At 56.6% G+C, this 26,440-nt stretch carries 25 protein-coding genes; 13 read left to right on the plus strand and 12 right to left on the minus strand.

Annotated features, from left to right (window positions below; all coding sequences use genetic code 11):
* Window position 1: 1 nt before the first annotated feature.
* Entirely contained in the window at window positions 2-1,801 is a 1,800-nt protein-coding gene (locus ACZ5FP_RS21585) for an alpha/beta hydrolase (protein ID WP_464664123.1), read from the minus strand.
* 188 nt (window positions 1,802-1,989) lie between these two features.
* Here ACZ5FP_RS21585 and ACZ5FP_RS21590 point away from each other — a divergent pair, with 188 nt between their 5' ends.
* From ACZ5FP_RS21590 to ACZ5FP_RS21610, 5 genes are all read left to right on the plus strand, one after another.
* Complete coding sequence (locus ACZ5FP_RS21590; protein ID WP_464664124.1) at window positions 1,990-2,292, plus strand: hypothetical protein; 303 nt, start codon at window positions 1,990-1,992, stop codon at window positions 2,290-2,292.
* A 182-nt stretch (window positions 2,293-2,474) separates the two neighbouring features.
* Window positions 2,475-3,377 carry an amino acid ABC transporter substrate-binding protein gene (locus ACZ5FP_RS21595; protein ID WP_403184415.1) on the plus strand — a complete coding sequence of 301 codons (903 nt, stop codon included), beginning with the start codon at window positions 2,475-2,477 and terminating at the stop codon, window positions 3,375-3,377.
* A 72-nt stretch (window positions 3,378-3,449) separates the two neighbouring features.
* Window positions 3,450-4,187: an amino acid ABC transporter permease gene (locus ACZ5FP_RS21600; RefSeq protein ID WP_464664126.1), complete on the plus strand. Its 738-nt coding sequence runs from the start codon at window positions 3,450-3,452 to the stop codon at window positions 4,185-4,187.
* Complete coding sequence (locus ACZ5FP_RS21605) at window positions 4,187-4,879, plus strand: amino acid ABC transporter permease (RefSeq protein WP_288194598.1); 693 nt, start codon at window positions 4,187-4,189, stop codon at window positions 4,877-4,879. Before ACZ5FP_RS21600 ends, ACZ5FP_RS21605 begins: the two co-directional genes overlap by 1 nt.
* 19 nt (window positions 4,880-4,898) lie before the next feature.
* Window positions 4,899-5,636 (plus strand): amino acid ABC transporter ATP-binding protein, encoded by a 738-nt coding sequence (locus tag ACZ5FP_RS21610; RefSeq protein ID WP_223615276.1) that lies wholly within the window; start codon window positions 4,899-4,901, stop codon window positions 5,634-5,636.
* Window positions 5,637-5,702: 66 nt separating this feature from the next.
* On the opposite strand, the gene ACZ5FP_RS21615 is transcribed toward ACZ5FP_RS21610, so the two are convergent.
* The 7 genes from ACZ5FP_RS21615 to ACZ5FP_RS21645 all read right to left on the minus strand — a co-directional run bounded on the left by ACZ5FP_RS21615 (window position 5,703) and on the right by ACZ5FP_RS21645 (window position 12,870).
* On the minus strand, window positions 5,703-6,599 hold the full coding sequence (locus tag ACZ5FP_RS21615; protein WP_464664129.1) for a helix-turn-helix domain-containing protein: 897 nt from the start codon (window positions 6,597-6,599) through the stop codon (window positions 5,703-5,705).
* A gap of 19 nt (window positions 6,600-6,618) precedes the next feature.
* Window positions 6,619-7,713, minus strand: a complete 1,095-nt coding sequence (locus ACZ5FP_RS21620; protein WP_464664131.1) for an ABC transporter ATP-binding protein — start codon at window positions 7,711-7,713, stop codon at window positions 6,619-6,621.
* Window positions 7,713-8,759, minus strand: coding sequence for an NAD(P)-dependent alcohol dehydrogenase (locus ACZ5FP_RS21625; protein WP_464664132.1), 1,047 nt, complete (start codon window positions 8,757-8,759; stop codon window positions 7,713-7,715). Before ACZ5FP_RS21625 ends, ACZ5FP_RS21620 begins: the two co-directional genes overlap by 1 nt.
* Window positions 8,760-8,764: 5 nt before the next feature.
* Window positions 8,765-9,580 carry a carbohydrate ABC transporter permease gene (locus tag ACZ5FP_RS21630; RefSeq protein WP_464664134.1) on the minus strand — a complete coding sequence of 272 codons (816 nt, stop codon included), beginning with the start codon at window positions 9,578-9,580 and terminating at the stop codon, window positions 8,765-8,767.
* Window positions 9,571-10,440 carry a carbohydrate ABC transporter permease gene (locus tag ACZ5FP_RS21635; protein ID WP_464664135.1) on the minus strand — a complete coding sequence of 290 codons (870 nt, stop codon included), beginning with the start codon at window positions 10,438-10,440 and terminating at the stop codon, window positions 9,571-9,573. The genes ACZ5FP_RS21630 and ACZ5FP_RS21635 overlap by 10 nt, the downstream gene beginning before the upstream one ends.
* Window positions 10,441-10,539: 99 nt before the next feature.
* Window positions 10,540-11,805 carry an ABC transporter substrate-binding protein gene (locus ACZ5FP_RS21640; protein WP_464664137.1) on the minus strand — a complete coding sequence of 422 codons (1,266 nt, stop codon included), beginning with the start codon at window positions 11,803-11,805 and terminating at the stop codon, window positions 10,540-10,542.
* A 237-nt stretch (window positions 11,806-12,042) separates the two neighbouring features.
* Window positions 12,043-12,870 (minus strand): hypothetical protein, encoded by an 828-nt coding sequence (locus ACZ5FP_RS21645; protein WP_464664139.1) that lies wholly within the window; start codon window positions 12,868-12,870, stop codon window positions 12,043-12,045.
* Window positions 12,871-13,124: 254 nt separating this feature from the next.
* Between ACZ5FP_RS21645 and ACZ5FP_RS21650 the strand changes: the two genes are divergently transcribed.
* Window positions 13,125-13,703: a TetR/AcrR family transcriptional regulator gene (locus ACZ5FP_RS21650; RefSeq protein ID WP_464664140.1), complete on the plus strand. Its 579-nt coding sequence runs from the start codon at window positions 13,125-13,127 to the stop codon at window positions 13,701-13,703.
* Window positions 13,700-15,109, plus strand: a complete 1,410-nt coding sequence (locus tag ACZ5FP_RS21655; protein ID WP_464664142.1) for an apolipoprotein N-acyltransferase — start codon at window positions 13,700-13,702, stop codon at window positions 15,107-15,109. Before ACZ5FP_RS21650 ends, ACZ5FP_RS21655 begins: the two co-directional genes overlap by 4 nt.
* A 204-nt stretch (window positions 15,110-15,313) precedes the next feature.
* Here the strand turns inward: ACZ5FP_RS21655 and ACZ5FP_RS21660 are convergent, their stop codons facing one another.
* Entirely contained in the window at window positions 15,314-15,700 is a 387-nt protein-coding gene (locus ACZ5FP_RS21660) for an ester cyclase (RefSeq protein ID WP_464664463.1), read from the minus strand.
* Window positions 15,701-16,052: 352 nt separating this feature from the next.
* Between ACZ5FP_RS21660 and ACZ5FP_RS21665 the strand changes: the two genes are divergently transcribed.
* Together ACZ5FP_RS21665 and ACZ5FP_RS21670 are read left to right on the plus strand one after the other, a co-directional pair.
* Window positions 16,053-16,439, plus strand: coding sequence for an SH3 domain-containing protein (locus tag ACZ5FP_RS21665; RefSeq protein WP_223615373.1), 387 nt, complete (start codon window positions 16,053-16,055; stop codon window positions 16,437-16,439).
* A gap of 340 nt (window positions 16,440-16,779) precedes the next feature.
* Complete coding sequence (locus ACZ5FP_RS21670; RefSeq protein WP_464664144.1) at window positions 16,780-17,964, plus strand: DUF2865 domain-containing protein; 1,185 nt, start codon at window positions 16,780-16,782, stop codon at window positions 17,962-17,964.
* Window positions 17,965-18,002: 38 nt separating this feature from the next.
* Here the strand turns inward: ACZ5FP_RS21670 and ACZ5FP_RS21675 are convergent, their stop codons facing one another.
* Both ACZ5FP_RS21675 and ACZ5FP_RS21680 read right to left on the minus strand, forming a co-directional pair.
* The gene (locus tag ACZ5FP_RS21675; RefSeq protein ID WP_464664146.1) at window positions 18,003-19,109 is read right to left on the minus strand and encodes an NAD(P)/FAD-dependent oxidoreductase; all 1,107 of its coding nucleotides are present in this window, start codon (window positions 19,107-19,109) and stop codon (window positions 18,003-18,005) included.
* A 19-nt stretch (window positions 19,110-19,128) separates the two neighbouring features.
* Complete coding sequence (locus ACZ5FP_RS21680) at window positions 19,129-19,404, minus strand: hypothetical protein (protein WP_105735295.1); 276 nt, start codon at window positions 19,402-19,404, stop codon at window positions 19,129-19,131.
* 377 nt (window positions 19,405-19,781) lie between these two features.
* Here ACZ5FP_RS21680 and ACZ5FP_RS21685 point away from each other — a divergent pair, with 377 nt between their 5' ends.
* Together ACZ5FP_RS21685 and ACZ5FP_RS21690 are read left to right on the plus strand one after the other, a co-directional pair.
* On the plus strand, window positions 19,782-21,254 hold the full coding sequence (locus tag ACZ5FP_RS21685; protein ID WP_464664148.1) for an oligosaccharide flippase family protein: 1,473 nt from the start codon (window positions 19,782-19,784) through the stop codon (window positions 21,252-21,254).
* 39 nt (window positions 21,255-21,293) lie between these two features.
* Window positions 21,294-22,298: a glycosyltransferase family 2 protein gene (locus ACZ5FP_RS21690; protein ID WP_464664150.1), complete on the plus strand. Its 1,005-nt coding sequence runs from the start codon at window positions 21,294-21,296 to the stop codon at window positions 22,296-22,298.
* Here ACZ5FP_RS21690 and ACZ5FP_RS21695 read toward each other — a convergent pair.
* Window positions 22,293-23,546 carry a polysaccharide pyruvyl transferase family protein gene (locus ACZ5FP_RS21695; RefSeq protein ID WP_464664152.1) on the minus strand — a complete coding sequence of 418 codons (1,254 nt, stop codon included), beginning with the start codon at window positions 23,544-23,546 and terminating at the stop codon, window positions 22,293-22,295. The genes ACZ5FP_RS21690 and ACZ5FP_RS21695 overlap by 6 nt on opposite strands.
* 200 nt (window positions 23,547-23,746) lie before the next feature.
* On the opposite strand from ACZ5FP_RS21695, the gene ACZ5FP_RS21700 reads away from it, so the two are divergent.
* Together ACZ5FP_RS21700 and ACZ5FP_RS21705 are read left to right on the plus strand one after the other, a co-directional pair.
* Window positions 23,747-24,943: a glycosyltransferase family 4 protein gene (locus ACZ5FP_RS21700; RefSeq protein WP_464664154.1), complete on the plus strand. Its 1,197-nt coding sequence runs from the start codon at window positions 23,747-23,749 to the stop codon at window positions 24,941-24,943.
* A 37-nt stretch (window positions 24,944-24,980) separates the two neighbouring features.
* Window positions 24,981-26,351 (plus strand): glutamate-1-semialdehyde 2,1-aminomutase, encoded by a 1,371-nt coding sequence (locus ACZ5FP_RS21705; RefSeq protein ID WP_464664156.1) that lies wholly within the window; start codon window positions 24,981-24,983, stop codon window positions 26,349-26,351.
* The last annotated feature ends 89 nt before the right edge of the window (window positions 26,352-26,440 follow it).

Raw genomic sequence — 26,440 nt, forward strand, 5'->3', positions numbered from 1 at the left:
GTTAGCCCGGAAAACGCACCGCCATCCGTTCGAGCGCGTCAATATAGATATCGCGGGCGTGTTGCGGTGTGAGATTGTGATCCGCATCGGCGATCTTCTTGACCGACACATTGGGATACCCGGCAATCCTGCCTTCCCGCGCATCGAAATAGTAGCCGAAATATTCAAGTCCGGGATCCCGGTAGCTGTAGAGCAGTTCAACGGGACTCTGCCTGTCCCTCAACACGCCGAATGCCTTGTAGACGGCCCGGCCTTCTGTCGTCCGGCCGCGAAGCAGATGCCGCGCCCGTTTGGCAATGCGCCGGCCCATTCCTCCGGCAACGTTTCGGGCAATGCCGACAAAATCCAGTTCGCCGCGGACGAGACGTTTGAATGTCGAGGCGCGCAACAGCCGGCTGCCATATTCTTCCAGGGTTCGGCTGCCTTCACGCACGGCCTCATCGACCGAACGTCCCGGTTCCCAGTAAAAGGTAATGGGATTGACGAGGACCGCGCCGGACAGCCGCGGATCGGCAACGATGTTCTGAAACCCGAGATAGGCGCCGCTGCAGCGGCCCGCAGCGATGATTGCCGGCGTGCCAAGACCACCTAGGAAAGACAGCGCTTCGGCAACGTCAGCATTCTGCGCATCATGATAAAGTACCTGATCCGGAATACCCGGCACCGGCGGACTATCGGACGCATTGGCCGTATCAAACCGGAGCGAGGCGACGCCGCGCCGTGCCAGCGCGCGCGCTATGGTGACAATCGTTCGTCCCCATCCCGCATGCCGGTCATAGGCAGAGGTCAGGAACAAGACCGTCGCCCCGCGCCGTGTGCCTTGCGGCTCGCACAACACGCCATAGAGCCGGTCACCACGACCGAAACGCAGCGGCGTTTCCGCAAAACCGTCGCCCTGCAACGGCCCGGCTTTCAGGTCCTGAACGACAGGTGCACGGGCTTCGATGGGCGGGAAGCGTCCGGTAACACCCGCGGCCCAGTCGACGATGCGGTCGGCAACGGCGAGCGGCAGCTGCGAGATGACAGGATTGGAAACCAGTTTGTCATAGCTGGTGTAGTCCTCGGTCACCGTATCCATGCCGAGCTGGCTGAGATGCGCCGCGAACTCCCGGTCGGACGGTCGGTCCACCCGCGCCAGGACCAGACACTCCGCTGCAATCTTGCTGCCAAGCGTCATCAGGTTTGCCCGGCGCAATCCTTCCGCCACTTCCGCAGGCAGTTTCAACGAGGCAATCGACACGCCAGTTTTGTCGCGCTGGGCTTCCGGCAAGCCAAGGTCAGCGTCAACCATGCCGGACCAGATCGATAGTTCACGCGTATAGTGCCGGCCTGAAACAACCGGCGCCATGAACGCAATGGCTTCGAGCCCGTCCATCCGAGCCGCTGCATCGGCGGCGACAACACAACCCAATCCCTGGCTCAGAACGATGATACGCTGGCAGCCCGAGAGGTCCTTCAACAGCCCCGCCCCGGCCACAAGCGCGTCACTCCAGACCGCCAGTCCCCTGGAAAAGTCGCCATCATCCAGCGCGTCACCGGTTCCTGGCCAATCGAAGCGGAAGGACGGGATGCCCTTCTCAGCCAGTTTCTCCGCAATGATGCGCCAGAATTTGCGGGTGCACAGTTCTTCCAGCCCCCACGGACTGGCGAAAAGCACCGCCGTACTGCCCGGATGATCCGAATCAGCCCTTTGAAAAAGTCCAATCGTCCGATTGAAAACAACAGGCTGCGCTGCCGCCCGCCCCCCTATCCTTATTGCGTCCGCAAGTTCCCCGGACTGGATATGGATTTCCTTGTTCATGGTCCGCCTCGCCCCCGATGCTGAAGGAACTGATCTAGCAGAGGAACAGGGGCAATGGCCACCGGCCCTTTCCATCCCGGTTACCAAACGCATAAGAATTCGACCTGCTGCACGCGAGAGCCAACAGCCGTAGTGACAATCGGCCGGAGTCTCCATTAACATCGCGCTGGATTACCTTGGGGTGGCCAATGGTTGAATCAGGTCGTTTTCCTGCTTCGCACCGGACGCCGCTGACCCGTATATTGACATCGCGGGAGAAAAGCATGGCCTCTTATAAATATGGAAAGTACCTGCTGAGATACGAGAGCGATCAGTTTGACAAAGAATTCGAACCCGGATCGATCCCCTACAATTCCGGAATATACCGCTGCAAAAACTGCGGTGAGGAAATAGCTGCAACAGAAGGCGTACCGCTGCCGGCTCAACACCGGCACTCGAATAACCTGCCAATCGTCTGGCAATTGCTCGTCTATGCGGCTCCGAGAGACTGAATATCCGGACATTGCAAGAGCTGGCGGCGTTCCCGTTCCATCGCCGCCCGCGGGCAGCAGAGGCCTTTCACAACAGTGGGTGTTCCACAGCCAAGCGACCCGGATTCGCAAATTGGAAGCCTAAGCGCTTTTCAATTTCGCCGAATGCGGCCATAGTTGCGGCGTTCGAATTGGAGGATTAAATGAAAAAAATTCTGATCACGGCAACAATACTCTTTGCTGCTCTTGGGTCAGCGGCACAGGCTGACGGAACTCTGGACAAGATCAAGTCCTCTGGCACCATCACGCAGGGTGTACGAGAGTCATCCGGATTGGCCTATACGCTCGGCAATGGCGTCTACACCGGCTATCACTACGATGTCTGCCAGAATATCATTGCGGACATCAAGAAGAAGCTTGGGCTTGAAAAGCTGGACATCCGGTATCAGCCCGTCACATCGCAGAACCGTGTGCCTCTGGTCCAGAACGGCACCGTCGATCTCGAATGCGGCTCAACAACGAACAACACCGCACGCGCAAAGGACGTTGCATTTGCCGATACCGTGTATGTCGAGGAAGTGAAAATTGCGGTCCGTGCCAACTCCAACATCAGCAAGCTGGAAGATCTGAACGGCAAGAACGTGGCGACCACGACCGGCACCACCTCCGTGCAGACCCTGCGCAAAAACAAGCGCGGCAAAGACATTACCTTCAACGAGGTCTATGGCAAGGATCACGCCGACAGCTTCCTGCTCCTGCAGAGCGGCCGCGCCGATGCCTTCGTGATGGACGCCTCGATCCTCGCAGCCAATATTGCCCGGGCACAAAAGCCAAGCGATTTCAAGGTTCTGCCGGAAGTCCTGTCCGTTGAACCGATCGCCATCATGATCCGCAAGGACGACCCCGAGTTCAAGAAGGCGGTCGATGAAAGCATCGTGGAACAGATCAAGGCGGGCACCATCGCCAAGCTCTACGACAAGTGGTTCATGCAGCCCATTCCGCCGAACAATGTTTCGCTGAACATGCCGGCCTCGGAAGCCACCAAGGAGGCATGGGCCAATCCGAACGACAAGCCGACCGAGGACTACAAGCAACCCGGTCAATAGGTTTGAGCTTACCAGGGCCGGGAAACGCGCAGTACCGGCCCTGTTGATGCAACACGTGCGGGTGGGCGAGAGATGATGGCGTATTGGCAGAACGTATGGGATCGCTGGCAGTTTCTTTGGGATGACCGGGGTGACGGCGTCACCTACTTTCAATGGATGCTGTCGGCTTGGGGCTATACGGTTGCCGTGGCCGCCACCTCGCTCGTGATCGCTCTGGTGTTCGGCATCGTCATCGGCACGTTGCGCACGCTGTCCGGACACCGGGTCATCTCCGCCTTCGCGGCGGGATGGGTTGAGCTTTTCCGCAATATTCCCATCCTCGTCCAGCTCTTCATCTGGTTCTTCGTGATTTCCGAACTCGTTCCGGGCATGCGGAACGTGCCGGGCTTCGTTTTGGCCTGCTGTGCGCTCGGCTTCTTCACCTCCGCCCGTATCGCCGAACAGATACGCGCCGGTATCCAGGCTTTGCCGACAGGCCAGCGCAACGCCGCCTATGCTGTCGGCTTCACCCAGTTCCAGACCTACCGCTATGTGATCCTGCCGCAGACCTTCCGCATCATCATCCCGCCGCTGACCAGCGAAGCGATGAATATCGTCAAGAACTCGTCAGTCGCCTTTGCGGTATCGATTCCCGAACTGATCAGCTTCGCCATGCAGACACAGGAAGAGACGTCGCGCGGGGTCGAGGTCTATCTGGCGGCCACGGTGCTCTATGCGGTGACCGCGCTGGTGGTCAACCGGGTCATGGCCTTCATGGAACGGCGGATGCGCATACCCGGCCTGACGGTCCAGACGCAGGGAGCGCACTGATGGCTACGCTCGACTTTTCGTTCTATACATGGGCCAATATCAGTAACTATCTGCTCAGCGGCCTCTATTTCAGCGTCTCGCTCACGATCGCCGCCACCATTGGCGGCATTGCCCTCGGCACCGTCATTGCCCTGATGCGCCTGTCCAACGTCAAGCCGCTGGAATATATCGCGACCTGGTATGTCAATGTGTTTCGCAGCGTGCCGCTGGTGATGGTGATCCTCTGGTTTTTCCTGCTGGTACCATCCGGTTTTTACGACCTCTTCCCCGGTGGAAGCGGCCAGAAATACCGGGCCGAGATTTGCGCCCTGATAACCTTCATTGTCTTTGAAGCCGCCTTCTTCAGCGAGATCGTGCGCGCCGGCATCCAATCCCTGCCGCGCGGCCAGACGAATGCGGGGCAGGCTCTCGGCATGACCTATGCGCAGAACATGCGCTACATCATCCTGCCCCAGGCGATCCGCAACATGCTGCCGGTCTTCCTGACCCAGACCATCGTGCTGTTCCAGGATACCTCGCTGGTCTATGCCATCGGCGCCTACGACATCCTCAAGGGTTTCGAAATCATGGGCAATACGTTTGGCCGGCGGATCGAAACCTATCTCCTCGCTGCCGTGGTCTATTTTGTCATCTCCTTTTTCTTGTCCATGCTCGTCAAGAAACTGAACCAGAAAATCCGCATCGTGCGCTGAACTGAAGGACGCAATCACAATGATCGAAATGAAAAGCGTTTCCAAATGGTATGGCACGACTCAGGTCCTCAACGACTGCTCGGTCAAGATCAACAAGGGAGAAGTTGTCGTCGTTTGCGGGCCGTCCGGCTCAGGCAAATCCACACTGATCAAGACCATCAACGCGCTTGAACCAATCCAGAAGGGCGAAATCTGGATCGACGGCGTCGCCGTTCACGACAAGGCCACCGACCTGCCGAAATTGAGAAGCCGCGTCGGGATGGTCTTCCAGCACTTCGAACTGTTTCCGCATCTGTCGGTCACCGACAATCTCATCATAGCCCAGATAAAGGTGCTTGGCCGCCGGCGCGACGAGGCCAAGAAACGCGGCCTGCAAATGCTGGAGCGCGTCGGGCTCATTGATCATCAGCACAAATTCCCCGGCCAGCTCTCCGGCGGCCAGCAGCAGCGTGTGGCTATCGCCCGCGCGCTCTCCATGGATCCGATCATCATGCTTTTCGACGAGCCGACATCGGCGCTTGATCCGGAGATGGTGGGCGAAGTGCTGGACGTCATGGTCGGTCTCGCCTCGGAAGGCATGACCATGATGGTCGTGACCCACGAAATGGGCTTTGCCCGGAAAGTCTCCAACCGCGTCATTTTCATGGATGTCGGCGGGCGCATTCTCGAGGATACGACCAAGGATGAGTTCTTCGGCAAGATCGAGGACCGCCAGCCGCGCACGCGCGAGTTTCTTAACAAGATTCTGCAGTATTGAGGTAGCGGCAGCAGCTTTGCCGCAGACTTCAGCTCCGGCATCGAACGTCACGGACACGTGCCTGCGCTATACCCTGTTCGAGCGCGGCACCCCCGCCAGCTTTCTGTAACCGGATGGCGTCAAACCGCACTCCCGTTTGAAGTGGCGATTGAAATTGGAGATGTTCTTGTATCCCACATTGAAACAAACCGACGTAATCGGCTCATCCAATTCATTGATCATATTGCACGCCCGGCCAATCCGTAGCTTGTGAACATAATCGACGAAGTTCTTGCCCGTCGTTCGCTTGAAATAGCGCGAAAAGGTCGAGGGTGTCATTTCCGCTAGTTCCGCGGCAACCGACATCCGGACCTCGTCGGTGATATTCCCGAGAATATAGGCGGTAACCCGCTGCATAACGGCCGCGCTGCCAGAGTCGAGATTGGGCGCGTAGTCATGGCTTGAAAGAACGGTCTTCTCGTCCGTTTCACTCATCAAGGCGATCAGTTCGAGGAACAGCGCAAACCGCTGCAATCCCTGCGCTGCCCCGATCCTGCGCATCAGGTCAATGCCCTGCTTCTCAGCGCGGCCATGAAACTGCAAGCCGCGCAGAGCCTGCTCCAAGAGCGCCCGGGGCGCGGCCATCTCGGGCATGATATTTGCAGCGCGTGCAAAGATCTGTGGATCAAACTGCAGGACCATGTCGCGGCCTGATAAGGTCTCATTGCCGAAATTTGTGCTCACCCATTCGTGCGGCAGATTGGAGCCGACGAGGCAGAGATTTCCCGGCTGGAAATCTCCGATATAATCACCGACAAAAGCGGTGCCGCTTGATTGGGTAATCAAGTGAATCTCATATTCCGGGTGATAGTTCCAACAGGCAAGCCGGTAGGGATAGTCGTGCGTAAACCAGCGGAAGGAGTGACCCGGATCACACAGAATGTGTTCGAGTTCCGCGCTCTTCGAAGCTCCCAATACGACCATTATCCTCTTGCCTTGTTCGTCATGACAAACTGCGGATCAATGTCAGTTCACTCTCCCGGTCGAATATATGAATATGTCTTTCATCGACCGTCAACCGACAGGGTTGTTTGCGTTGCGGGCATGCGTTGGAATCGAGCAGCGCGCCAATTTCAACACCGCCAAGCTCAAAATTCACCAGTACTTCATTGCCAAGATACTCGATGAGGTCAACGACGCCCGCAATAATGTTGCCATCATTGCCGTCAGAAGCGGGGACCAGATGGGCAGGCCGGATACCGACAATGACCGTCTGTCCGTCTTGGAGACGGTAGCGCTCCTTGCTCACTCTCAATCTGGTTGCAGCATTGGTGAGCACGAAGCTCGCTCCATTCGACGAAACCACCATATCGATGAAATTCATTGACGGTGTCCCGATGAAGCTTGCAACAAATTTGCTGCGGGGATTCTCGTAGATTTCCTTCGGTGTTCCCAGTTGCTCGATACGACCGTCTTTCAGAAGGACGATCCGGTCGGCCAGCGTCATCGCTTCCAGTTGATCATGGGTTACGTAGACAGTGGTGGTCTTGAGCGATTGATGCAACCGGGCGATTTCAACCCGCATATGGTTGCGCAGCTTCGCATCGAGATTGGACAGGGGCTCGTCAAAAAGAAACACGGCGGGTGTCTTGATCATGGCGCGGGCAATGGCCACCCGTTGCTGCTGCCCGCCGGACAGTGCCGCTGGCTTACGCCCGAGATAAGGCTCAAGGCCAAGCATTGAGGCCACATCCTTCACCCGCTGTTCAATCTCGGATTTTGCGACCTTCAGGCGCTTTAGACCAAAGGCAATATTATCGAAAACACTCATATGCGGATAAAGCGCATAATTCTGAAACACCATGGCGATGTCGCGGTCGCGCGGCGGCAGATCATTGACGACCTTGCCCGCGATGCTCAACTCGCCGTCGGAGATTTCCTCCAGACCTGCCAGCATCCGCAGGATGGTGGATTTACCGCAGCCGGAAGGGCCGAGGAAAACCACGAATTCGTTTTCCCTGACAGCCAGATTGAATGCGTGCACAACCTGATGATTGCCATAACGCTTGGTGATTTCATTGCAAACGATAGCGGCCATCACTGAGTGTCCTTCCCGAGATGTATCTGCAGTTTTATGTCGCGCGGCCGCCCTTCGGCCGCCCGTTCAAATGCCTGCACGCTATCTTCAAACGGATATGTTTCGGTGATCAGCGGTTTGAGATCGACCTTTCCCGAGGCAATGAGCGCCAATGCTCGATCATAGACGTTGGCATAGCGGAACACCGTTTCGATCCGCACCTCCTTCGATTGGGCGGAGACGATATCCAGTTGAACCGGCTCAACCGGCATGCCGACAAACACTGCGGTTCCGCCAGGGCGAATGAATTCAAAAATCCCCTTGAATGCACTCGGATGCCCGCTTGCTTCAAAGACGACGTCAACACCCCAATTGCTGGTAAACTCCCGTATGAAGCCGGCTAGGTCACGCTCGCGGCTATTGACAGCAACAATGCCGTCGTAACACCCGGCTATTTCAAGCTTGGGATTCTGGATATCCGAGATGATAACCGTACTACATCCCCCGGCGAGAGCCGCAAGCGCCACCATGATCCCGATGGGTCCAGCGCCGATTACCAGCGCCACGTCACCCGGCGTGACACGTGCCTTGGTGACAGCCTGCATGCCGACAGCAAGAGGCTCAATCATGGCGCCTTCGGCAAAAGAAACATTATCCGGCAGCTTGAAGGTCAGGTTGGCGGGGTGAACGACATGAGGCGTCAGGCAGCCGTGAACCGGCGGTGTCGCCCAGAAGACGACATCCGGGTCGAGATTGTAAAGGCCGAGCCGGGTGGCACGCGATTTGTCGTTGGCTATTCCCGGTTCCATGCACACCCTGTCGCCCGGCTTGAGAGCATGAACATTTGCGCCAACCTCAACCACCACCCCGGAGGCCTCGTGCCCCAGCACCATGGGTTTTTCGACGACATAGGGTCCGATACGGCCATGGGTGTAATAATGCACATCGCTGCCGCAGATCCCGACGGTTTCAATGGCGATTTTTACATCGTCAAGACCGAGAACAAGCGGTTGTTCCATGTCGCGCAGTGACAGGTGACGGGTTTTTTCCAGAACAAGAGCCTTCATGCCCACTAGTCCTTTTTCTTGAGTGCTGAATTGATGAAACCGCTCATGACGCCAACGAAAATCAGCGGCGGCAGGGACAGAACGATGACCGATGCGTTCAAGATGCCCCACGGCACGTTGCGGCCGAGCAGGGTGAACTCTGAGGCAATGATCGGAAGCGTCTTGGCATCTGATGTCGTGAGCATCAGCGCAATCAGGAATTCGTTCCAGACGAGAATGAAGCTGAAGATCACCGCACCGGTCAATGACTTCGCTGCGATCGGCAGAGCCACTTTGAAGAACACGGCGTAGGAGCTGTAACCGTCGACAATGGCCGCTTCCTCAACCTCGCGCGGCACGCGCGTGAACGCCGGGATAGCAAGCCAGATGATCGTTGACATGGTCAACAGCGTATAGGTGATGATCAGCGCCGTCCTGCTGTCGTACAGACCGAGATCCAGCCAGATGGCGATGAGAGGTATGGCCACGGCAACGGGCGGCAAAAAACGCAGTGACAAAACAAAAAACTGAATGTCATCGGAAAAGCGATTGGGATACCGCGCGACCGCATAGGCCGCTGGTATGCCAAGCACCGCTCCGATCAGCACCGACGCGCCCGCGATGACAACCGAGTTGATCAATCCATGCTGAACGTTGTCGCGTCCGAATACATAGATGTAATTGTCGAGCGTTGGCGTGAAGAACAGTTTCGGGGTCGTCGAGACAATATCGACGAGTTGCTTGAACGAGTTCAGGAACACCCAGAAAATCGGGAAAATAGCGATGGCAACGAAGATCGCAAGTGCCAACTTCGCCGTTGGAGATTTTGATTTCACTGCCATTTGCGCACCCATTTCCAAAGAACCGTGAAGGTAATAATGGTGGCGAGCATCATCAGAACCGCCATGCTGGAGGCGTAGGAAATCTTGCCCGCCTCAACGAAACCCTGTGAAAAGGCATACATATCAAGTGTTTCCGTTGCGATACCGGGACCGCCGCGGGTCATGACATAGATGAGGTCGAATGCACGCAACGACTCGACCATCTTGACGAAGACAAGACTGATCAAAGGTGCGGCAAGCATGGGAATGCCAATATAGAAATGCACTTCCCAGGTCTTCGCATTGTCGAGTCGTGCCGCTTCAAACGGTTGCGGCGGCAATGTCTCAAGTAGTTTCAGGACAATGACCGAGAAGAAAAGTCCCCATTGCCAGACGTCGACAACTGCGACCGATGCGAGTGCCGTTGCTGGCAACGACAGGAAATCAATCGGCGCGCCGGTCAGCAGCTTGACTGGATAGTTGATCAAACCAAACAGCGGATTGAACATGAACTTCCAGACGAAGGCAGCGGAGACGCGGGGCAGCATCACCGGAATAATGAAGAGGATCGAAACCAGGCTTCGCATGCGCGGTGAAGCGGTTTCGAAGAGGAAGATCGCCAGCAGCACTGCCACCACCATGGTTGCTGTCACCGTCACCACTTCCCAGATCAGCGATATCCATATCGCATTGATGAAACGCCGGTCACCGAACAGATCGACGAAGTTGGCAAACCAGACGTAGCTGCTGTTGGGAAAGCTCAATTCCCGATTTTGCAGCGCAATATTGACTGCAGCGACCGTCGGCACGAATGCCAGGATGGCCAGAATGATCAGCGGCGGTATCAGAAAAACCGCAGGAAGAGTTGTTTTTCGTTTCATTCCGGCAATCCTGTCGAACGATTGACTGGCTGGCCTGGAGGCTCCGCGTGGCGATGGTGCGAAGCCCCAGACAGCGTGACGGGAGGATATCGCCGTGGGTTAGCGGCGCGCGATCAGCTTGTTGGCGTAAGCTTCAAGTTCATCGAGCCCGCCCTTGATGTCCGTGCGGGTACCGGTGATCAATTCCTCAAGAATAATGCCCCACCGGTCACCCAGGTCCGGCCAATCCGCATTGACCCAGAAATTGACATCCGTGTACTGCGCCGTCTTGTTCAGGGCATTACCAATTTCAGCACCGTACTTCTTTTTGAAAGCATCGCTGTTGATGACACTGGTGCGGTTGATGTCGCCAAAAATACCCTGCTCCAGCCGCCGCTCTTCATTCTGTTTGGACGTCGCCCAGGCAATAAACGCGCCCGCGCATTTCCTCGCCGCATCGTCGACGTTAGCCTTTGCCCCGATAGCGAGGCCATGCCCGTAGCCGCCGCCAACCAATGGGCGCGGCGGAACGGTATAGCCAACCTTGCCGGCAACAGATGATTGCTTTGGATCTTCCGTCTGCCCGGCAAGCGGACTAGACTCGATGATCATGGCAACGTTGCCGGAGTTGAACGCCTCGGTGACCTCAGTCCAACTGCCGGTCTGGGTGCCGGGTGCGGAATACTGGAACAGTCGAAGATAGGTCTCGGTCGCTTTTACCGCAGCATCCGAGTTGAATGCCGGCCTGCCATCAACAAACCACTGGCCGCCGAATGCCTTGAAATACGTCATCCAGCGCCAGACATTGGCTCCGGAGCCACGGCCACCGCGCAGGGCTGTTCCGTAAAATCCCTTGGCCGGATCGTTCAATTTGGCCAGCGCCGCCTCGTATTCTTCAAGTGTCTTGGGCGGTGCTATTCCAGCCTTTTCCAGAACGTCCTTGCGATAGTAGAGCAGATCGCCACCGCCCTGAATGGGCGCGAAATAAGCCACGCCATTGTAACTGGCAACCTTTTTGCGGCCCGCATCGAAATCATCGTAACTGGCATCTGCCGGGTAATAATCGAGCAGCGGCACAATCCATTTTGACTCGGCAAACAGCGCAACATTGGCTTCGTCAATGTAGTAAACATTGTACTTGCCTGTTGTTGCCGCCTCCGCCCTTGATTTGGCACGGCGGTCATTTTCGTTCAGGTAGTCGAATTCAAACGATGCGCCCGACAATTTCTTGAATTCATCTTTGTAGCTTTCAAGCAGGGTAAGACTGTCGCGCGGCTGGGCCAGAACCCGCACAGTGCTGGTACACATCTGCGCATTCGCCACATTTGCAAAAATAAGCAGGCTGGCACCGCCCAAAAGGGCAATGTTATAAGACGTTCGTAGCATTGGTTATCCTCCCAAATTCCTTTTTCCCAGGATATGGCAGGCGTTTCTCCTCTTTCCTGCTCAATCCGGTAAGAAAAGTGGCAGAGGAAAGAGAGCTTCGATAGCAGCAAATTTTCAAAAAACTGATACGAATTTGCAAGGCTTATCCATCACCGGATGCAGTGGCAACCAACTGCGAACCATGCCCGCTTGGTGTCATCGCTTCAATAAGTAACAGCCCCGCTTTTGTTCAGGCCATCACTGGGCGCCGACCGGGCGTGGCGGATAGATGGCCTGCACCTGCGTGGACCTGGGCGTGCCAGATATCGCACCTGTCGTCATACCCGACGTGCCGGGGTGGGTTTTTCCGGCAATCAGCATATCTTCGTGCACCCAGCCGATCATGTCGGTAGCGGGAATCACGATATGATGCCATTTGCCGGTTTTGCCATAGGAGCGCATTTCGCGTCCCTTTTCCACGGTACCCGCCGGTTCGGATTTATCCCACGCATTGCGCCGCAAGGTCAGCCTTTCGCGCGCATACACCACCGATGGCGTCATGTTGGGCATGTTGATCCCGCGTGGCAGGTGAATGCCCGTCCGCTCAGCAGGACCAACGGCCAAGGCCGGCCGTTGCAATGGTTGCGGCTGCAGCAATGCTGCCCGCTGCAGCGGCGTGGGCACCACGGGATTCGGCTGTGCGCCGACGGGAATGGAGGGTCGTGGTATCGGAGCATTGAAAGCGGTAGCCGGAATGTTCTCCTGGCGCGGCGCGGCTTTTGCAGTCGGTTTCACATCTGCGTCTGGCTTTGCAGCGGCTGATCGACTGGTCTGTGCCGCTGGACGCTCGAACCATCCAGCGAAGGCTTTAAGCGGGCCTTTGTGCTGCGTTGCCGACCATACGCTCAATGCGCCAACGCCGACAATCACGGCAAGGGCCAGGAATATACCCGTCGAGGACCCGCGCGCTGCGGAGCGCGACGATAACCGCTTCGGCGAACGTGACGGTGAACGGGTGCTGCGCTTTCTCTTGGCCATATGAATCCTGCCCTCTTCGGCCCAGTCGCGGTTGGGCCAGATCAACATCGGGTTTGACAACGTTCCTGAGCGTCGAATCGCGATGTCACCCAGCCTGACAGGGCTTCCTTGGTATTTCGTTACCGGGCGGCAAGGACATGGTACATCAGCGGCTTGAGGGATGCGGTGGCTGGCGCTGCGGACGATTTTCATCCCTTTATGCCGAGCCCGATACTTTGCCGAACCCATTCCCTAAAGCCCAAGATCTTCGGCATGACTTCAGCCCAGTGTACATTGCACACAGATACGTGTACAAAGCACACATGACCATGGACCGGATCTTTGCGGCGGCCAAAGCCGTACTCGAACAAGACGGAATCGCGGGACTCACCATCCGCAAGGTGGCGCAGAGCGCGCAGATGTCGACGATGGCGATGTACCGCCACTTCGCCGACAAGAACGCTCTGCTGAACGCTTTGATGGCGGACGGACTTCGGGCCTGGGAAGAGCGCGCGCGCGCCATTGGCACATCCGATCCGATGGAATGGCTGGAGGAGCTCGGCGAAGCTTACTTGGACTTCGCCATCACGGAACCCCACCGGTTCGACGCGGCGTTCTTCCTGCCCGCGCCCGAGGCGCGCCGCTTTCCAGACGATTTTGCGGCCGGCCGCTCGCCCGTACTGACCATGGCCATGAAGCGCATCGAAGAGGCGCAGGCAGAGGGACGCATCGGGGACACGTCCGCGCTCGAAATCGCCTTGGCGCTCGCGGCGCTCGGTCAAGGCCTCGTCTCGATGCATCGCGCCAACCGCTTTTCGAGCGAGACGCAGTTCAAAGCGCTCTACCACACGGCCCTTCACCAATGTCTCGCTTCATTCGAATCTGCTCGGAGAACAAGATGATCGCCGTCCTCGCTGCGCTGCTGAGCGGCGCGATGTTCTACCTGTCACAAGGCCTCGACGACGTATGGATGCTGGCTTGGTTCGCACCGGTGCCGCTCCTGTGGCTGGCCTACGGAAAGCAGCCGATGTGGCAGGTGATGGCGGCGTGCGCGGCCGCGATCCTGGCAAGCGGCGGCTACATACTGCAACTGCCTTACATACCGCCGCTCTTCATAATCGTGCCGGTGCTGCTGCTTTACGTTGGCATGTTTTGCGCCGCCGTCTGGTTCGCGCGCTTTGTACACCTCTGGGCGCATCCGTTCGCCACACTCTTCGCGTTTCCAGCATGGTGGACGGCGTTCGAACTCCTGAGCCACCTTCCATCGCCCAACGGCACCTACGGCTCGTTTGCCTACAGCACGATGTCAGCGCCCATCCTGATCCAGAGCGCTTCGCTCTTGGGAATGTATGCCGTCACGTTCCTCATTTGCCTCTTCGCCAACACCATCGCCTTGGCGCTGCGCGCCAGACGGGAGACCATCGCCGCCATCACTCTGGGCATTGCGATCTGCGCGGCGAACTTGGCGTTCGGGTTCGTGCGTCTGGCCCAGCCACAGCCGTCCACCGTCCGGGTGGCAGGCATCGTGGATGAATCCATTGTAGCGAACGCCTGGCGCGCGCATGCTTTGCCGGAGGATCTTGCGGTGACGACAGCCTACGCACAGGAAATCCGTGAAGCGGCTCGCCAGGGCGCCCGTTTCATCGTGACGTCGGAAGGCGGCATGGCGTCGATCCCTGAGGCGCAGTCGGCCATCATCGCGCCGCTTGCGTCCGCTTCCAGGGAAACAGGAGCACGGATCATTACCGGCTTCCATTCCGACCACCCGCCAGCCGACTTCGCGCTTGCATTCGACCCCACGGGACCGACGCAGCGCTATGACAAGCGGCATCCCGTGCCGGGGCTTGAAGAGCGCTACGTGCCCGGTCACGCCTCCGGGTCCCTGGCCGACGGATTCGCAATGGAGATCTGCAAAGACATGGATTTCCCCAGCACCATTCGCTCCGATGCCGTGAACGGAGCCCGGCTGGCAGGTGTGCCGGCGGGCGACTTCGGCATCGACGGCTGGCAGCATGCGCGAATGGCCATCATGCGCGGCGTCGAAAACGGATTTTCAATGATGCGTCCCGCGCACCATGGTCTGGTGATCGCCAGCGATGCGCAAGGCCGTGTTGTCGCCATGAAGGAGGATGCGCCGACGGGCCTCACCATGGTGGTCACGGACCTTCCGCTTGGCCCCGGGCCGACGCTTTACACGCGGATCGGCGATCTCTTCGCATGGCTGTGCCTCGCTTCAACACTTTCGATCGCCATTCTCTCGATGTTGAAACGTCGGCGCGCAGTCACCGCTGCCGCTGCGCAGTCCTGATGCCGCCACCGGTTGCGCAAGGTTCGGATATCGAACTGGCGCTTAAACTTGCTGGTCCGCGACCATCAGGCAGCGGCCACTGTTAAAAAAGGATCGTCATGCGTGTCTCCGCCAAGTTGCAGTTGGTGGACAGACCATTGTGCCAATCTTCAATCCTGGATTACCGGAAATCTCGGGTTTTAGGGAATGGGCTCGGGATACGTGCTAGATCTGCGCTTCGATGGCGGCCTTGTCTATCACTGACCATACCCGACTGATCTTTCCGTCTCGAAACTGGTAGAACACGTTTTCGCTGAAGGACACTTTCCTCCCATTGATGGGGAGACCAAAGAAGTTCCCTTTTGGTGTCACGTTAAACAGGAGGCGGGCAGCAACATAGGATTGGTCGGAAATCAGCAGCTCAATATTGAAATACAGATCCGGAATTTCCACAAAGTCGTTCTCCAGCAGCCCTCGATACCCGGTCAACCCAATCAGCTTTCCGTTGTAGCGCACGTCCTCCTGAACGAACGTTCCGAGGTTCGGCCAATCCTGCCTATTCAAGCAGGAAATATAGGCGTTATAGATTTCCGCGAGGTTTGTCTCCGTCATGACAACTGCTCCTTGGCTGCCGGTGAGGTTCAGGACGAGGCGAATACGTGCATCGGTCATCGCATTAAGACTCGACCTATTGCGGCATGCCAACACTTATCCAGATCAGGTTCGAACCGGCCATATCCAGCGTTCACATCCGTTGGCCTTGAAGGATCAGGCAAATTGATGGGACAATTGAAACCAGAATGCCAGCGCCTCAGAATAACTTCTTGCGGCGGCAACTTTCTCATCATGCCGATGATCATCGGCTTATTCTGTAAAGCAACTGGACAAATCGCGATAATTTCAATCTATTAGACTGAAGATCCAAATTGAATCAGTGTTATTGCAGGGGGATTGAGCAATGAACATGAGAAGCTTTCTCACACTACTTGTTTTTTGTTCCACGATAATATTCTCGGCAGGTTCTGCTCTTGCTGATGTCGCCTATACAACCGGGAATGTTAATCTTCGCACCGGTCCGGCAACACATTACACCCGTGTTGGTACTCTGGCTGCGGGAATACGCGTGAATGTTCTGGCTTGCCAGTCAAACTGGTGCCGGATCGGACGGCAGGGCATCCGGGGATGGGTGTCAGCCAACTATCTCGATCGCGTGGCCGTTCACAGGCCTGCCATTGTGGTTCGGCCGACTATTGTTGTGCGGCCTCCCTATTATCATGGCCACCGCCCGCCGCCGCGGCCCCACCGCCCTCGCCCGAATTGCAAGATCGCGCCAGGATTCTCTTGCCGGTGAAATCTCGCCATTGTTCCTTCAACCGCACGGTTGGAGGAACGGCGCCATACTTTAATTTGCCCTGATCTGGTCAGTGTCCGCATTTGCGATGCTCCCGACGGACCGGTGTCCGTGTGCGGGTTGTGCGGCAATACCTGCCAATCCGTCTAGAATCATCCAAATGCCATTAACCGTAAATCGCCTTGCGGATCAGTAACATTGAAATAAATCATTTTCATTCCGCAGATTAGAGTGTAGAAACGCATTCTTATTTCTGAGATTTCGCATCTATCAATACCCATCTCAACTTGAATACAACTGATCCTCCCCCCTGAGTGTTGTTACGAGTAGGTATGCGTCGATGAAATTCATTAGCCGGAATATTCTCGGACTAGCTCTGCTCTTATTTTCCAGCCTCTTTCTTCATGTAAATGCCATGGCTGAACCAGGCATTTGCATCCGGCTTCGCCAGCAGCTCAAACTGCCAATCCGGGACGATCCGCAGGTCAATAGAGCTGTCCAAGAGCAGGCGATGAAGCTGCAGCAAGCACGCGCACGCGCCAATCAGGCGGGTTGCGGCAACACGCTCTTTTCCAGGGGAGACCCGAAGCAATGCGCGCGTTTTGAACAGAATATTGAAAGCATTGCGGCAGAGCTTGAGAGGCGCAAGCGTGCGGAAACCCGTTCCAAAAGCGCCCCTTCCTCCAAAGCGCGCATTCTTGCGGCACTGAAAGCAAATGGGTGCGCTGAAGAGCGGCGGCAGGGGCTGCTTGAGGCGCTTTTCGGCAGTTCAGCGTCCGGGCCGGAAGTAACGAAAGTCGCAACGCTTCCCAGGCAGGCGATCGAACGGAAACGGCCGCGGCAACCGACGCAAAACCCTGATGCGTCCAGTACGAAACTCTATCGAACACTCTGTGTGCGAACGTGCGATGGGTATTATTTTCCGATCTCTTTCGCCGTCCAGACCAAATATTTCGATCGCGACCAGAACACCTGCAGTGAAATGTGCCCCGCGTCGCCGGTAAAATTATACTCCCATGCCATACCGGAGCAGTCTTCCGAGGATATGATCTCCGTCGAAACCAAGATTCCCTACAAGGACCTGCCCACCGCGTTCAACTATCGTCTTACCGGCGCTCCGCCAGTGGCCAATTGCACGTGTCACAATGCGCAGCAATCGCTAAAAACATCGGTCAGCGCGGTGGCCCCCGCAGGTCAAGGAGCTTCAACAGCCCTTGGTCCTGAATTGCCAATCGCGCAACAACCCTCCGATGGAGAGACAGCAGCGGACACGGACGCCGCATCCAAAGGCAGCGGAAACCCCTTTGGCACCGTCTTGGCAGAACCCACCCAGGAGAATGATCGGCGAAATGTACGCGTCGTCGGTTCGGCTTATCTTCCCGATGAAGAACGGAAAATTGATTTCAAGGCGCCACGGCCAGCCGAGCCGCTTTTTACGCAAGACCCCGATCGAGCAAACAGGTTCACATTCGGCATGGCCATCGAAACAGTTGCGACCGATATACTGAAGCGGCTTGGAGACTAGGAATCAGCACTCGAAGCTCGTGCCAATCGACCTCCGCTTCAAACCATCGCCGCCACATATTGCGCAATGGGCAGGCAGGACGTCAGCCCCGGGCTTTCAATACCGAACAGATTGACCAGTCCTTTTACGCCGTGCGACGACGGACCCTCGATAAGGAAATCTGTCACTGTTTCGCCTGCAACACTCAGTTTTGGCCTGATGCCGCAATAGGCGGGCTGGAGAACTCCATCGGGCAACGCGGGCCAATATGTCCGTATTGCCTGGTAGAAACGCTCGGCCCGCGCCGGATCGACCGAATAGTCAATGGTGTCCACCCACTCGACATCCGGACCAAACCGCATGGTGCCTCCCAGATCGAGCGTCAGGTGGATACCCAGGCCTCCGGGCTCGGGCACGGGATAAATCAGATGTTGAAACGGCGCGGCACCCGGCACCGAGAAATAGTTTCCCTTTGCATATCGGCGCTCCGGCACATGATGCTTCGGCAATGCCGCAATTTTCGTCGCCAGTTCAGGCGCGTTGAGCCCGCAGGCATTGATGAACACGTCCGTACGAAATTCATACGGCCGGTCAGTTTCCGTCTCGATGGTGTGCACGACAAATCCATCGCTGTCAGCGTCCACGGACACCACCTTGGTGTGGAATGCGATCATTGCATCGTGCGCCTGCGCATCTCCAAGCAGCGCCAGCATCAGATCATGGCAATCAACGATTCCGGTAGACGGAGACATAATCGCGGCCGTGCAATCCAATTCGGGCTCAAGAAGACGGGCTTGCGCTCCGGAAAGGAATTGCAGATCACTCGCACCGCACCTACGGGCGCGCCCGGCAATTTCGGTCAGGGTCTCAACCTGCCGGTTATCAGTCGCAACGATCAGTTTGCCGCAGCGCTTATGCGCCACGCCGTATGCATTCGCAAACCGGTAGAGCGCGGCGTTACCTTCCACACAGAACTGCGCCTTCAAACTGGCTTCGGGGTAATAGAGGCCGGCGTGAATGACACCGGAATTGCGGGAACTTATTCCACTCCCCACCGCACCGCTCTCTTCGGCGATGAGCGTTTCAATGCCTCGTCTTGCAAATTCCCGCGCTATGGCAATCCCGATAACGCCACCGCCCGCAACAACGCAGCCTATGCGATCCACTCTTCACCCCATAGTAGATTCATGATGTCAGTTTTTTCTCCAGACTCTGCAGCGTCTCTATAATCTTGCTGCCGACCCGCTCATAGCTGGGATAGTGCAAAAGGTGTTCTTTGTCCCAGTCAGCCGGCGAGAGATCATTGGCCCCATCCTGCGGCGCAAAATTCTTCAGCTCATTGAGAAACTCCTGAACCGAGCGCGCCGTTGGCGGGGTTCCCGTCGCCGCATACAGAAAAAGGGCACGAAGCCAGAACTGGATCGCCATCATTTCTGTCCGTATCTGCTCGTCCTCGATCATGGAAATCCTGGCTCACACGCAACGCCCTCAGAACCATTTCTTTACCACTTTTGTGAGCCGGATTGGTAATTGGTCTGACGGATATCAGGTACATCCTTAAGCGTTCGGCCGAACTGTGAAGACAATAAAATCGATGATCTGCCGATATCTTTCAATGGACACGGTAGGGCCAATTATCACCATTCGATTCTTGCCCGCGTCGTATTGAGGACGCAGGTACGTCGAACGGCTTAGCCGCCTTTCAACTGAATAGACAGCTTAAACCGGCTTCTGCAAAGCGCTAGAGTTAATGCTGCCTGCGTGCCGCCGAGACGCAAAAATCCGGCTGGCAAACAAGCGCTCGAAAAACGGTCGACAATCATAAGAGAGGTCAGAGGGTGAGCGCTGTACGCCGGGCATTTTTCATGGCGATACTGGAACAGTATTCGCAAGTGATCGTCAGCGTGGCGATGATCACGATCCTGTCGCGCATGTTGAGCAGCAGCGAGATCGGGATAGCCGTCATCGGCTTGGGAATTGGCACGATTGCGCTCACCGTCAGGGAGTTCGTCACGTCAGAATACCTCATTCAGCGCGACACACTCATACGCGAAGACATAAGAACCAGTTTCACGCTGACCTTTGGGTTCTCGATGGCCACAGGCTGCGGCCTGTTTTTCTCGGCCCCGTTCCTTTCCCGATTTTACGCCGCGCCTGAGCTACTCGCATTCATCAAAATACTGGCATTCGCGGGCGTGATAGACTCTGCTGTCTGTCCGATCATTGCGCTGTTGCGCCGGGATCTTACCTTTGGTGCGGTAACCCGCATCAACGCCATCGGCGGCATAACCAATGCCGTTGTGACGATCGCATTTGTTGCCTTGCATTTCGGCTTCATGAGCTTTGCCTGGGGAACGCTGGCCTCGGCTATCGTGCGGACGCTTCTCGCTTTTCATACCAGACCAATCTTCTGGATGCTGAACCCTTGCCTGAAGAGCTGGCGGGCCGCTTTCGCCTTCGGCACATACAAAGGCGCCTCAACCCTGCTGGATCGGTCCTATGAAGCACTTCCCCAGCTTGTCCTGGGCCGGATCATGCCGCTCACGGCGGTCGGTCTCTACAATCGTGCAAACCTCGTTTGCGGGTTGCCGGACAAGATCCTGCTCTCGGCGATATTTTCCGTCGCCTTTCCCGCATTTGCATCGGAAGTCAGAGCGGAACGCGACGTCAAAGCCGCTTATCTGCGCATCATAAGCTACATCACGGCCCTGTACTGGCCAGCAACTCTGGCAATGGCCATTCTGGCCTATCCCATTGTTCGCATCGCACTGGGTCCCCAATGGTCGGAGACAGCGCCTCTTGTCCAGATTTTTGCGCTTGCCGCGCTCTTCTGGTTTCCCAATATCCTGACCTTTCCCGTTCTCGTCGCAATGGGCGCAAACAGACAGGCATTTGAAGCCAATTTCATCGGCCGGGGATTGTCGATGCTCGTGATCTGCGCCGCCAGCTTTTTCGGGCTCTATGCTCTGGCACTAAGCCAGTTCATTGTCCTGCCCTTTCAGATGTACCTTTCGCTGGTCTATGTCCGCCGGCAGGTTCCCTTTGCGTGGGACGAACTGTTTCACGTTTTATACCGAAGCGGTCTGGCGACGATATGGGCCATTGCAGGTCCGCTGCTCGTTCTTGCGGCGAACCGCTTTCAGTTTGACCTGTCGATTGCGCAAGCCTGCATTGCGGGTCTGTTCTCGGCGATAGGATGGTTGGCAGCCTTGGCTTACTTCAGGCATCCTTTCCTCGACGAAGTGGAAAACATTGCAAGAATCGCAATGCCGACACTGCTGGCAAGGATAAACGCCGCGGCTGTCAAATGAGCGGCCCCGTGCTTCGGCTCAAGAATTGGATTTTCGACGATGAAATCCATTGACGTGGTCATACCGAACTACAATTACGCTCACTATCTGAAAAACTGTGTCGATAGCGTGCGCAACCAGTCTGCTGAGAGACTGCGCATTCTGATCATCGACAATGCCTCTACCGACGACAGCGCGGCTGTTGCCAGGATGCTGGCCAGTGTCGATCCCAGAATAGAACTGATGCTGCGCCCCAAAAACCTCGGTGCGCATGCGTCATTCAATGACGGTATCGATTGGGCACAATCGGACTATTTTCTGATCCTTTGTTCCGACGATTACCTGGCACCGGGAGCTCTTGCCCGGGCGATGGCCTTCATGGAGGACAATCGGGATGTTCACCTGGCGCATGGCAAGACCCATTTTCGCGCAAACAACACGGAAGGCGATGGACTGCCGGACAATCCATTGCCTTCGGACTGGTCAAAGCAGGACGGCATGTCCTTTCTGAAATCCCTCTGTCAAAGCGGAAGGAATTTTGTGAGCGGCCCCACGGCGATCGTCCGCACGGCAATTCAGAAGAAAGTCGGGTATTACAAGCCCGCCCTGATCCACACGGATGATCTTGAGATGTGGCTGCGTTTTGCCCTTCACGGTGCAGTGGGCCGAACGGACAATATCCAGGCGGTCGCAAGGGTTCATGATTTCAATCAATCCGCGACTGTTCGCACCCTGGAGCAGTGGAGCATTGAATTCGAAGCGGCGTTCCAGTCATTCTTCGAGAATGACGGGGCAATCCTGACGGATGCTGACGTCCTTCTACGGCAAGCGCGCAATGCACTGAGTGAAAGGGCCTACTGGTCGGCAGTCGCGCAATTGTGCCGGGGTGAACCGGAGGCTATGGCATTGATGCGTCATGCCATCAAGCTCCGGCCGTCCGCAGCCTGGCTGCCGCCTCTCCGCTACCTCTTGCGCAGATCAGATGCCTCGGCATTGATTGGCCGCAGCGTCAAGGCTCTTGGGCAGCGACTTGGTACATCCACGACACCAGACGGCCGGCTATGATGACATGACAGGCTGCGCAGTGAAAAGCGGGCCAATGACCCTCTCTTCCAGCAGTTTTTCCTGAATGGAAAGCTGCCGTTGAACGCGCGCATTCACTCTGGCCAGTTCCAGATGCACCTCATTGAGGTTCGCAAGCATGCGCCGCGTCTGGTCTTTCAGGATCTCGACATCGAAGGTTTCAATATGCTGGCATGCGTGCTGATCATATTGTGCCAGCAGTTCATCATTCTTTTGGGCATATCCGAGCGAGATCGTGGGGCGAGCGAGCTTCAAGGCGCAGACAACGTTGTGATAACGCGTCACGACCACAATATCGGTCTTGCCTATCTCCCGCATCAGATCGTGGAGAGTGGCACCATGCTCCACGGTTACGCGTTCTTCGGGCTTGTCATGGGCAGGAACCGAGACTCTTTCGACAATGTCACCCACCGCCCGCCAGTCCCGCTCGTCGCCGGTCAACAAGCGGACATTGTGCCCCTCATCGAGCAGCCATTGGATAAAGGAAGCCAATTTGCCGATGTATGAGCGGTAGATTGCTTCACCAAACACCGCATCCTTTGACCATCCGCGGTAATCCATAACGCCTACGCCGACTGTTACGGGACTGTTGTATTTGGGAGGCGAGGAAGATGGGACCGGAAGCCGAAACGCGATATCGGGGAATAGGCCATCACGCTCGACGGAAAGGCCCATCCTTTTCATATAGGCCAAGGAATAAGCGTCGCGATAGGATCGGTACTGCGCCATTCTGGCCGCCGACCGCAGGAACCAGCGGCTGAGGGGATGCTCGATCGGACCTGCACCAATGCTGACGAATGCGATGTCCGCCCCACGCAAGCGGGCTGCCAGGCACCAGCGGAAGAGCACAAACGGCCAGCCAAAGGGCGTCTCCTGAAAATCATCCAGGATACCGGTGCCGGGGATGATCAACAGATCCACCCCGCTCAGGCTTGCAAACAGCATATAGATACTGGCGATACGGCGCGGGATGTCAGCAAGAAACGCGTTCATTCGAATGAACCACTGGTCTTGCAGAACCAGACCACTGATCCCGATCGATTTGATCTTGTATTCCTTTTCGACCAGTTCCGGGTTGGAACAGATGCACATGAGCTCGGCTTCGGACGGCAATGAACGCAGGAAATTCACCATAGCTTCGAGTGAACCGTCGTTCCCGGTATTACCGCTGCCAAATTGACCCAGTAAGCATATTTTCATCCACGCATCCTCAGCGTCGCGCGCGATCAATGGGATATTTTGTCCACGGAAGTTTGCTGCCGCCGCCGGGCAAAAAACACATGGTCTTTGGAACACCGCACCCAGCCTAATGAGCAAGGGGCTTCCCCCAAAGGGTTATAGGCCTCACCCGCCGCGACACATTCAATTCCCGCGGCTCCCGGTTCATGCTGTTTTCCGGATGAAGCCGAAAAACCCAAGGACAGGACTTCATGAAGTTCGCTTATTTCGTCCGCCCCCATATTGGCGGCACATATACGGTGTTCAGACAGCTGCGCGCCGCGCTGGCTGAAAAGGGAATTGACGTCCATTGGCTGGGGATGGCCACCTACGGCACTTCTTACGATGCTCAATGGCGTCCTGAGTTCTCTTACGGTTCCCTGGTGGAAACGCCCAACGGAGCAAGCGAACGGGATCAGGCCGAGGCCCTTGCGGAAGCCCTGGAAGAGGGCGAATTTGACGGAATATTCATCAACGTCCTCAGCGATCGAATTCAAACGAATATTGCGCGTTATCTGCCCGACAAATTCCTGCGCATCATGATCGTACACAACATCACTGCCGGGACTTACAGCGCGGCAAACGCGATCAAGAACCACGTGCATGCGACCGTCGGCGTTTCCGATCGCATTCGCAGTGACCTGGTCAGGAAACTGGACTTCCCCGTAGACCGAACCTTCGCGATTCCTCATGCTGCGACGGCGCCAACCCTGCGGCAATTCCGAAGGGAACCCAACCCCGCCGATACATTGCGGGTTATTTTCCTTGGCCGTATTGAGGACGCGTCGAAAGGGGTGTTCTGGTTGCCGGAAATTTTCGCCCATTTGCCGCAGTCCATTCATCTGACTGTTGCCGGCGATGGGCCGGATCTCGAAAGCTTGAAGTCAAAGATGGCAACCCGCCAACAGCAGACCACCTTTCTCGGCGCGGTTCATCCCGAAGCTGTTTTCGATCTTCTGCTTCGGCATGACGTACTCGTCATGCCCTCGCGTTTCGAAGGATTTGGGCTGACCATCACCGAAGCAATGTCAGCCGGCTGCATACCGGTTGTTTCGCGTATCCGGGGAGTTACCGACACCATCGTCGATGATGGCACCAACGGTTTCCTCTTCACCATTGGAAATGTCAGGGAAGCAGCTCAGATCATCGGCCAGATCCATTCCAGCCGGGAAACCGCGCAATGGATGTCTGACGCGGCACGACACAAGGCCAATAGCACATTCACCATCGGGAATATGGCTGAACGGTATGACGACGTGATCCAGCAGGTCACGACGCACAGACCTGCCATCGCACCACCGCTCAAAATGCGGGATTGGTCCATGCCGAAAGGCTTGCGCTCAGGTTTGCGAACATTTGTACCACGCCCGGTGAAGAATTGGCTGCGCATGATGCGGGAGCGCATTTGAAGAGATATCGGCAGATCAGGTAAAAGGGGTTTGGCACATGACTGCATCGATCCGCAATTTTGAAAATTCAGATCACCTGCGCGAACTCGCGCATGATCTGATTCCCGGTGGCGCACATACCTATGCAAAAGGCGATGATCAATATCCCCTGCTGTCGCCTGGCTTCATCGCCAGGGGCTACGGCAGTCATGTATGGGATATCGATGGCAATGAGTATATCGAGTACGGCATGGGCAACCGTGCCGTCGGATTGGGACACGCTTATCCTCCCGTCCTTGAGGCGGTCATGCGCCAGCTCCAGCTCGGCTGCAACTTCACCCGCCCTGCCGAAATCGAGGTCGAATGTGCAGCGACCTTCCTTGAGACGGTTCAGTCAGCTGAAATGGTCAAATTCTGCAAGGACGGCTCCGATGCCACATCTGCGGCCGTTCGATTGGCCCGGGCCGTCACAGGGCGGGATATGATCGGTATTTGTGCGGATCATCCATTCTTCTCGACAGACGATTGGTTCATTGGTTCAACGGAAATGAACGCCGGCATTCCAACCGCCATTCAGGCACTGACCGTTGGCTTCAAGTATAATGATCTCGAAAGTGCGCGCGCACTCTTTGAACGATATCCCCACAGGATCGCCGCGCTCATACTTGAGCCCTCGCGCAGTGATGGCCCGGCCCAACCGTTTCTGAACGATCTGATGGAGCTGTGTCATGAAAATGGCGCTCTGCTCATTCTCGATGAAATGATTACGGGTTTCCGCTGGCATGCCGGAGGCGCACAGAAGCTCTTTGGTATAGAACCCGACCTGTCGTGCTTTGGCAAAGCGCTCGGCAATGGCTTCTCTGTCTCGGCGCTCGCAGGCAAACGCGAGTTCATGAATCTCGGCGGCATTACGCAAGTGTTCAGACCGAGGGTTTTCCTGCTGTCGACCACACACGGTGCGGAAACCCACGCCCTCGCCGCGGCGATTGCCACCATGCGGATATATCAGAATGAACCGGTGATAGAACATCTTTACGCGCAAGGACAGCGGCTGAGGAGTGGTGTTCAACAGTCGATTGCCCGGCATGACCTCACCGGTTACGTCAGCGTCACCGGCGCCAATTGCTGCCTTGCCTACGCCACGCTGGATACGGAGCGCTTGCCTTCGCAAGCCTTCAGAACGCTGTTTTTACAGGAAACGATACGCCGCGGCATTCTGATGCCATCGCTGGTCGTGAGTTATGCGCATACGGATGAAGATGTTGACCGCACGATAGACGCGATTGATGGAGCGCTCGGCGTGTACAAGAAAGCGCTGCAGCACGGGGTGGACAAGTATCTCGTCGGCCGCCCGTCGCAGCCGGTCTTCCGCCGCTTCAACAGTCCCGACACGCCCGCTCCCGTTTTAAAACGCGCCAGCAATGCTTGACGCATTTCCGAGGCGGGTTCTGCTATGGGCGTTTTTGTTACTCCTTGGATTGTGCACATCGGTTAATGCAAAAGAAGCTGCGTTTCCCC

It is taken from the genome of Phyllobacterium sp. T2-21, from assembly GCF_055378485.1.

Excerpts from the sequence above, each read along its gene's own strand:
- ACZ5FP_RS21650 (WP_464664140.1), top strand. The coding sequence starts at position 13,125 with ATGACCATGGACCGGATCTTTGCGGCGGCCAAAGCCGTACTCGAACAA.
- ACZ5FP_RS21615 (WP_464664129.1), bottom strand. The coding sequence starts at position 6,599 with ATGGTCGTATTGGGAGCTTCGAAGAGCGCGGAACTCGAACACATTCTG.
- ACZ5FP_RS21630 (WP_464664134.1), bottom strand. The coding sequence starts at position 9,580 with ATGGCAGTGAAATCAAAATCTCCAACGGCGAAGTTGGCACTTGCGATC.
- ACZ5FP_RS21655 (WP_464664142.1), top strand. The coding sequence starts at position 13,700 with ATGATCGCCGTCCTCGCTGCGCTGCTGAGCGGCGCGATGTTCTACCTG.
- ACZ5FP_RS21690 (WP_464664150.1), top strand. The coding sequence starts at position 21,294 with ATGAAATCCATTGACGTGGTCATACCGAACTACAATTACGCTCACTAT.
- ACZ5FP_RS21620 (WP_464664131.1), bottom strand. The coding sequence starts at position 7,713 with ATGGCCGCTATCGTTTGCAATGAAATCACCAAGCGTTATGGCAATCAT.
- ACZ5FP_RS21640 (WP_464664137.1), bottom strand. The coding sequence starts at position 11,805 with ATGCTACGAACGTCTTATAACATTGCCCTTTTGGGCGGTGCCAGCCTG.
- ACZ5FP_RS21705 (WP_464664156.1), top strand. The coding sequence starts at position 24,981 with ATGACTGCATCGATCCGCAATTTTGAAAATTCAGATCACCTGCGCGAA.
- ACZ5FP_RS21625 (WP_464664132.1), bottom strand. The coding sequence starts at position 8,759 with ATGAAGGCTCTTGTTCTGGAAAAAACCCGTCACCTGTCACTGCGCGAC.
- ACZ5FP_RS21610 (WP_223615276.1), top strand. The coding sequence starts at position 4,899 with ATGATCGAAATGAAAAGCGTTTCCAAATGGTATGGCACGACTCAGGTC.
- ACZ5FP_RS21665 (WP_223615373.1), top strand. The coding sequence starts at position 16,053 with ATGAGAAGCTTTCTCACACTACTTGTTTTTTGTTCCACGATAATATTC.
- ACZ5FP_RS21645 (WP_464664139.1), bottom strand. The coding sequence starts at position 12,870 with ATGTTGATCTGGCCCAACCGCGACTGGGCCGAAGAGGGCAGGATTCAT.
- ACZ5FP_RS21600 (WP_464664126.1), top strand. The coding sequence starts at position 3,450 with ATGATGGCGTATTGGCAGAACGTATGGGATCGCTGGCAGTTTCTTTGG.
- ACZ5FP_RS21590 (WP_464664124.1), top strand. The coding sequence starts at position 1,990 with ATGGTTGAATCAGGTCGTTTTCCTGCTTCGCACCGGACGCCGCTGACC.
- ACZ5FP_RS21700 (WP_464664154.1), top strand. The coding sequence starts at position 23,747 with ATGAAGTTCGCTTATTTCGTCCGCCCCCATATTGGCGGCACATATACG.
- ACZ5FP_RS21585 (WP_464664123.1), bottom strand. The coding sequence starts at position 1,801 with ATGAACAAGGAAATCCATATCCAGTCCGGGGAACTTGCGGACGCAATA.
- ACZ5FP_RS21680 (WP_105735295.1), bottom strand. The coding sequence starts at position 19,404 with ATGATCGAGGACGAGCAGATACGGACAGAAATGATGGCGATCCAGTTC.
- ACZ5FP_RS21660 (WP_464664463.1), bottom strand. The coding sequence starts at position 15,700 with ATGACGGAGACAAACCTCGCGGAAATCTATAACGCCTATATTTCCTGC.
- ACZ5FP_RS21635 (WP_464664135.1), bottom strand. The coding sequence starts at position 10,440 with ATGAAACGAAAAACAACTCTTCCTGCGGTTTTTCTGATACCGCCGCTG.
- ACZ5FP_RS21670 (WP_464664144.1), top strand. The coding sequence starts at position 16,780 with ATGAAATTCATTAGCCGGAATATTCTCGGACTAGCTCTGCTCTTATTT.
- ACZ5FP_RS21605 (WP_288194598.1), top strand. The coding sequence starts at position 4,187 with ATGGCTACGCTCGACTTTTCGTTCTATACATGGGCCAATATCAGTAAC.
- ACZ5FP_RS21595 (WP_403184415.1), top strand. The coding sequence starts at position 2,475 with ATGAAAAAAATTCTGATCACGGCAACAATACTCTTTGCTGCTCTTGGG.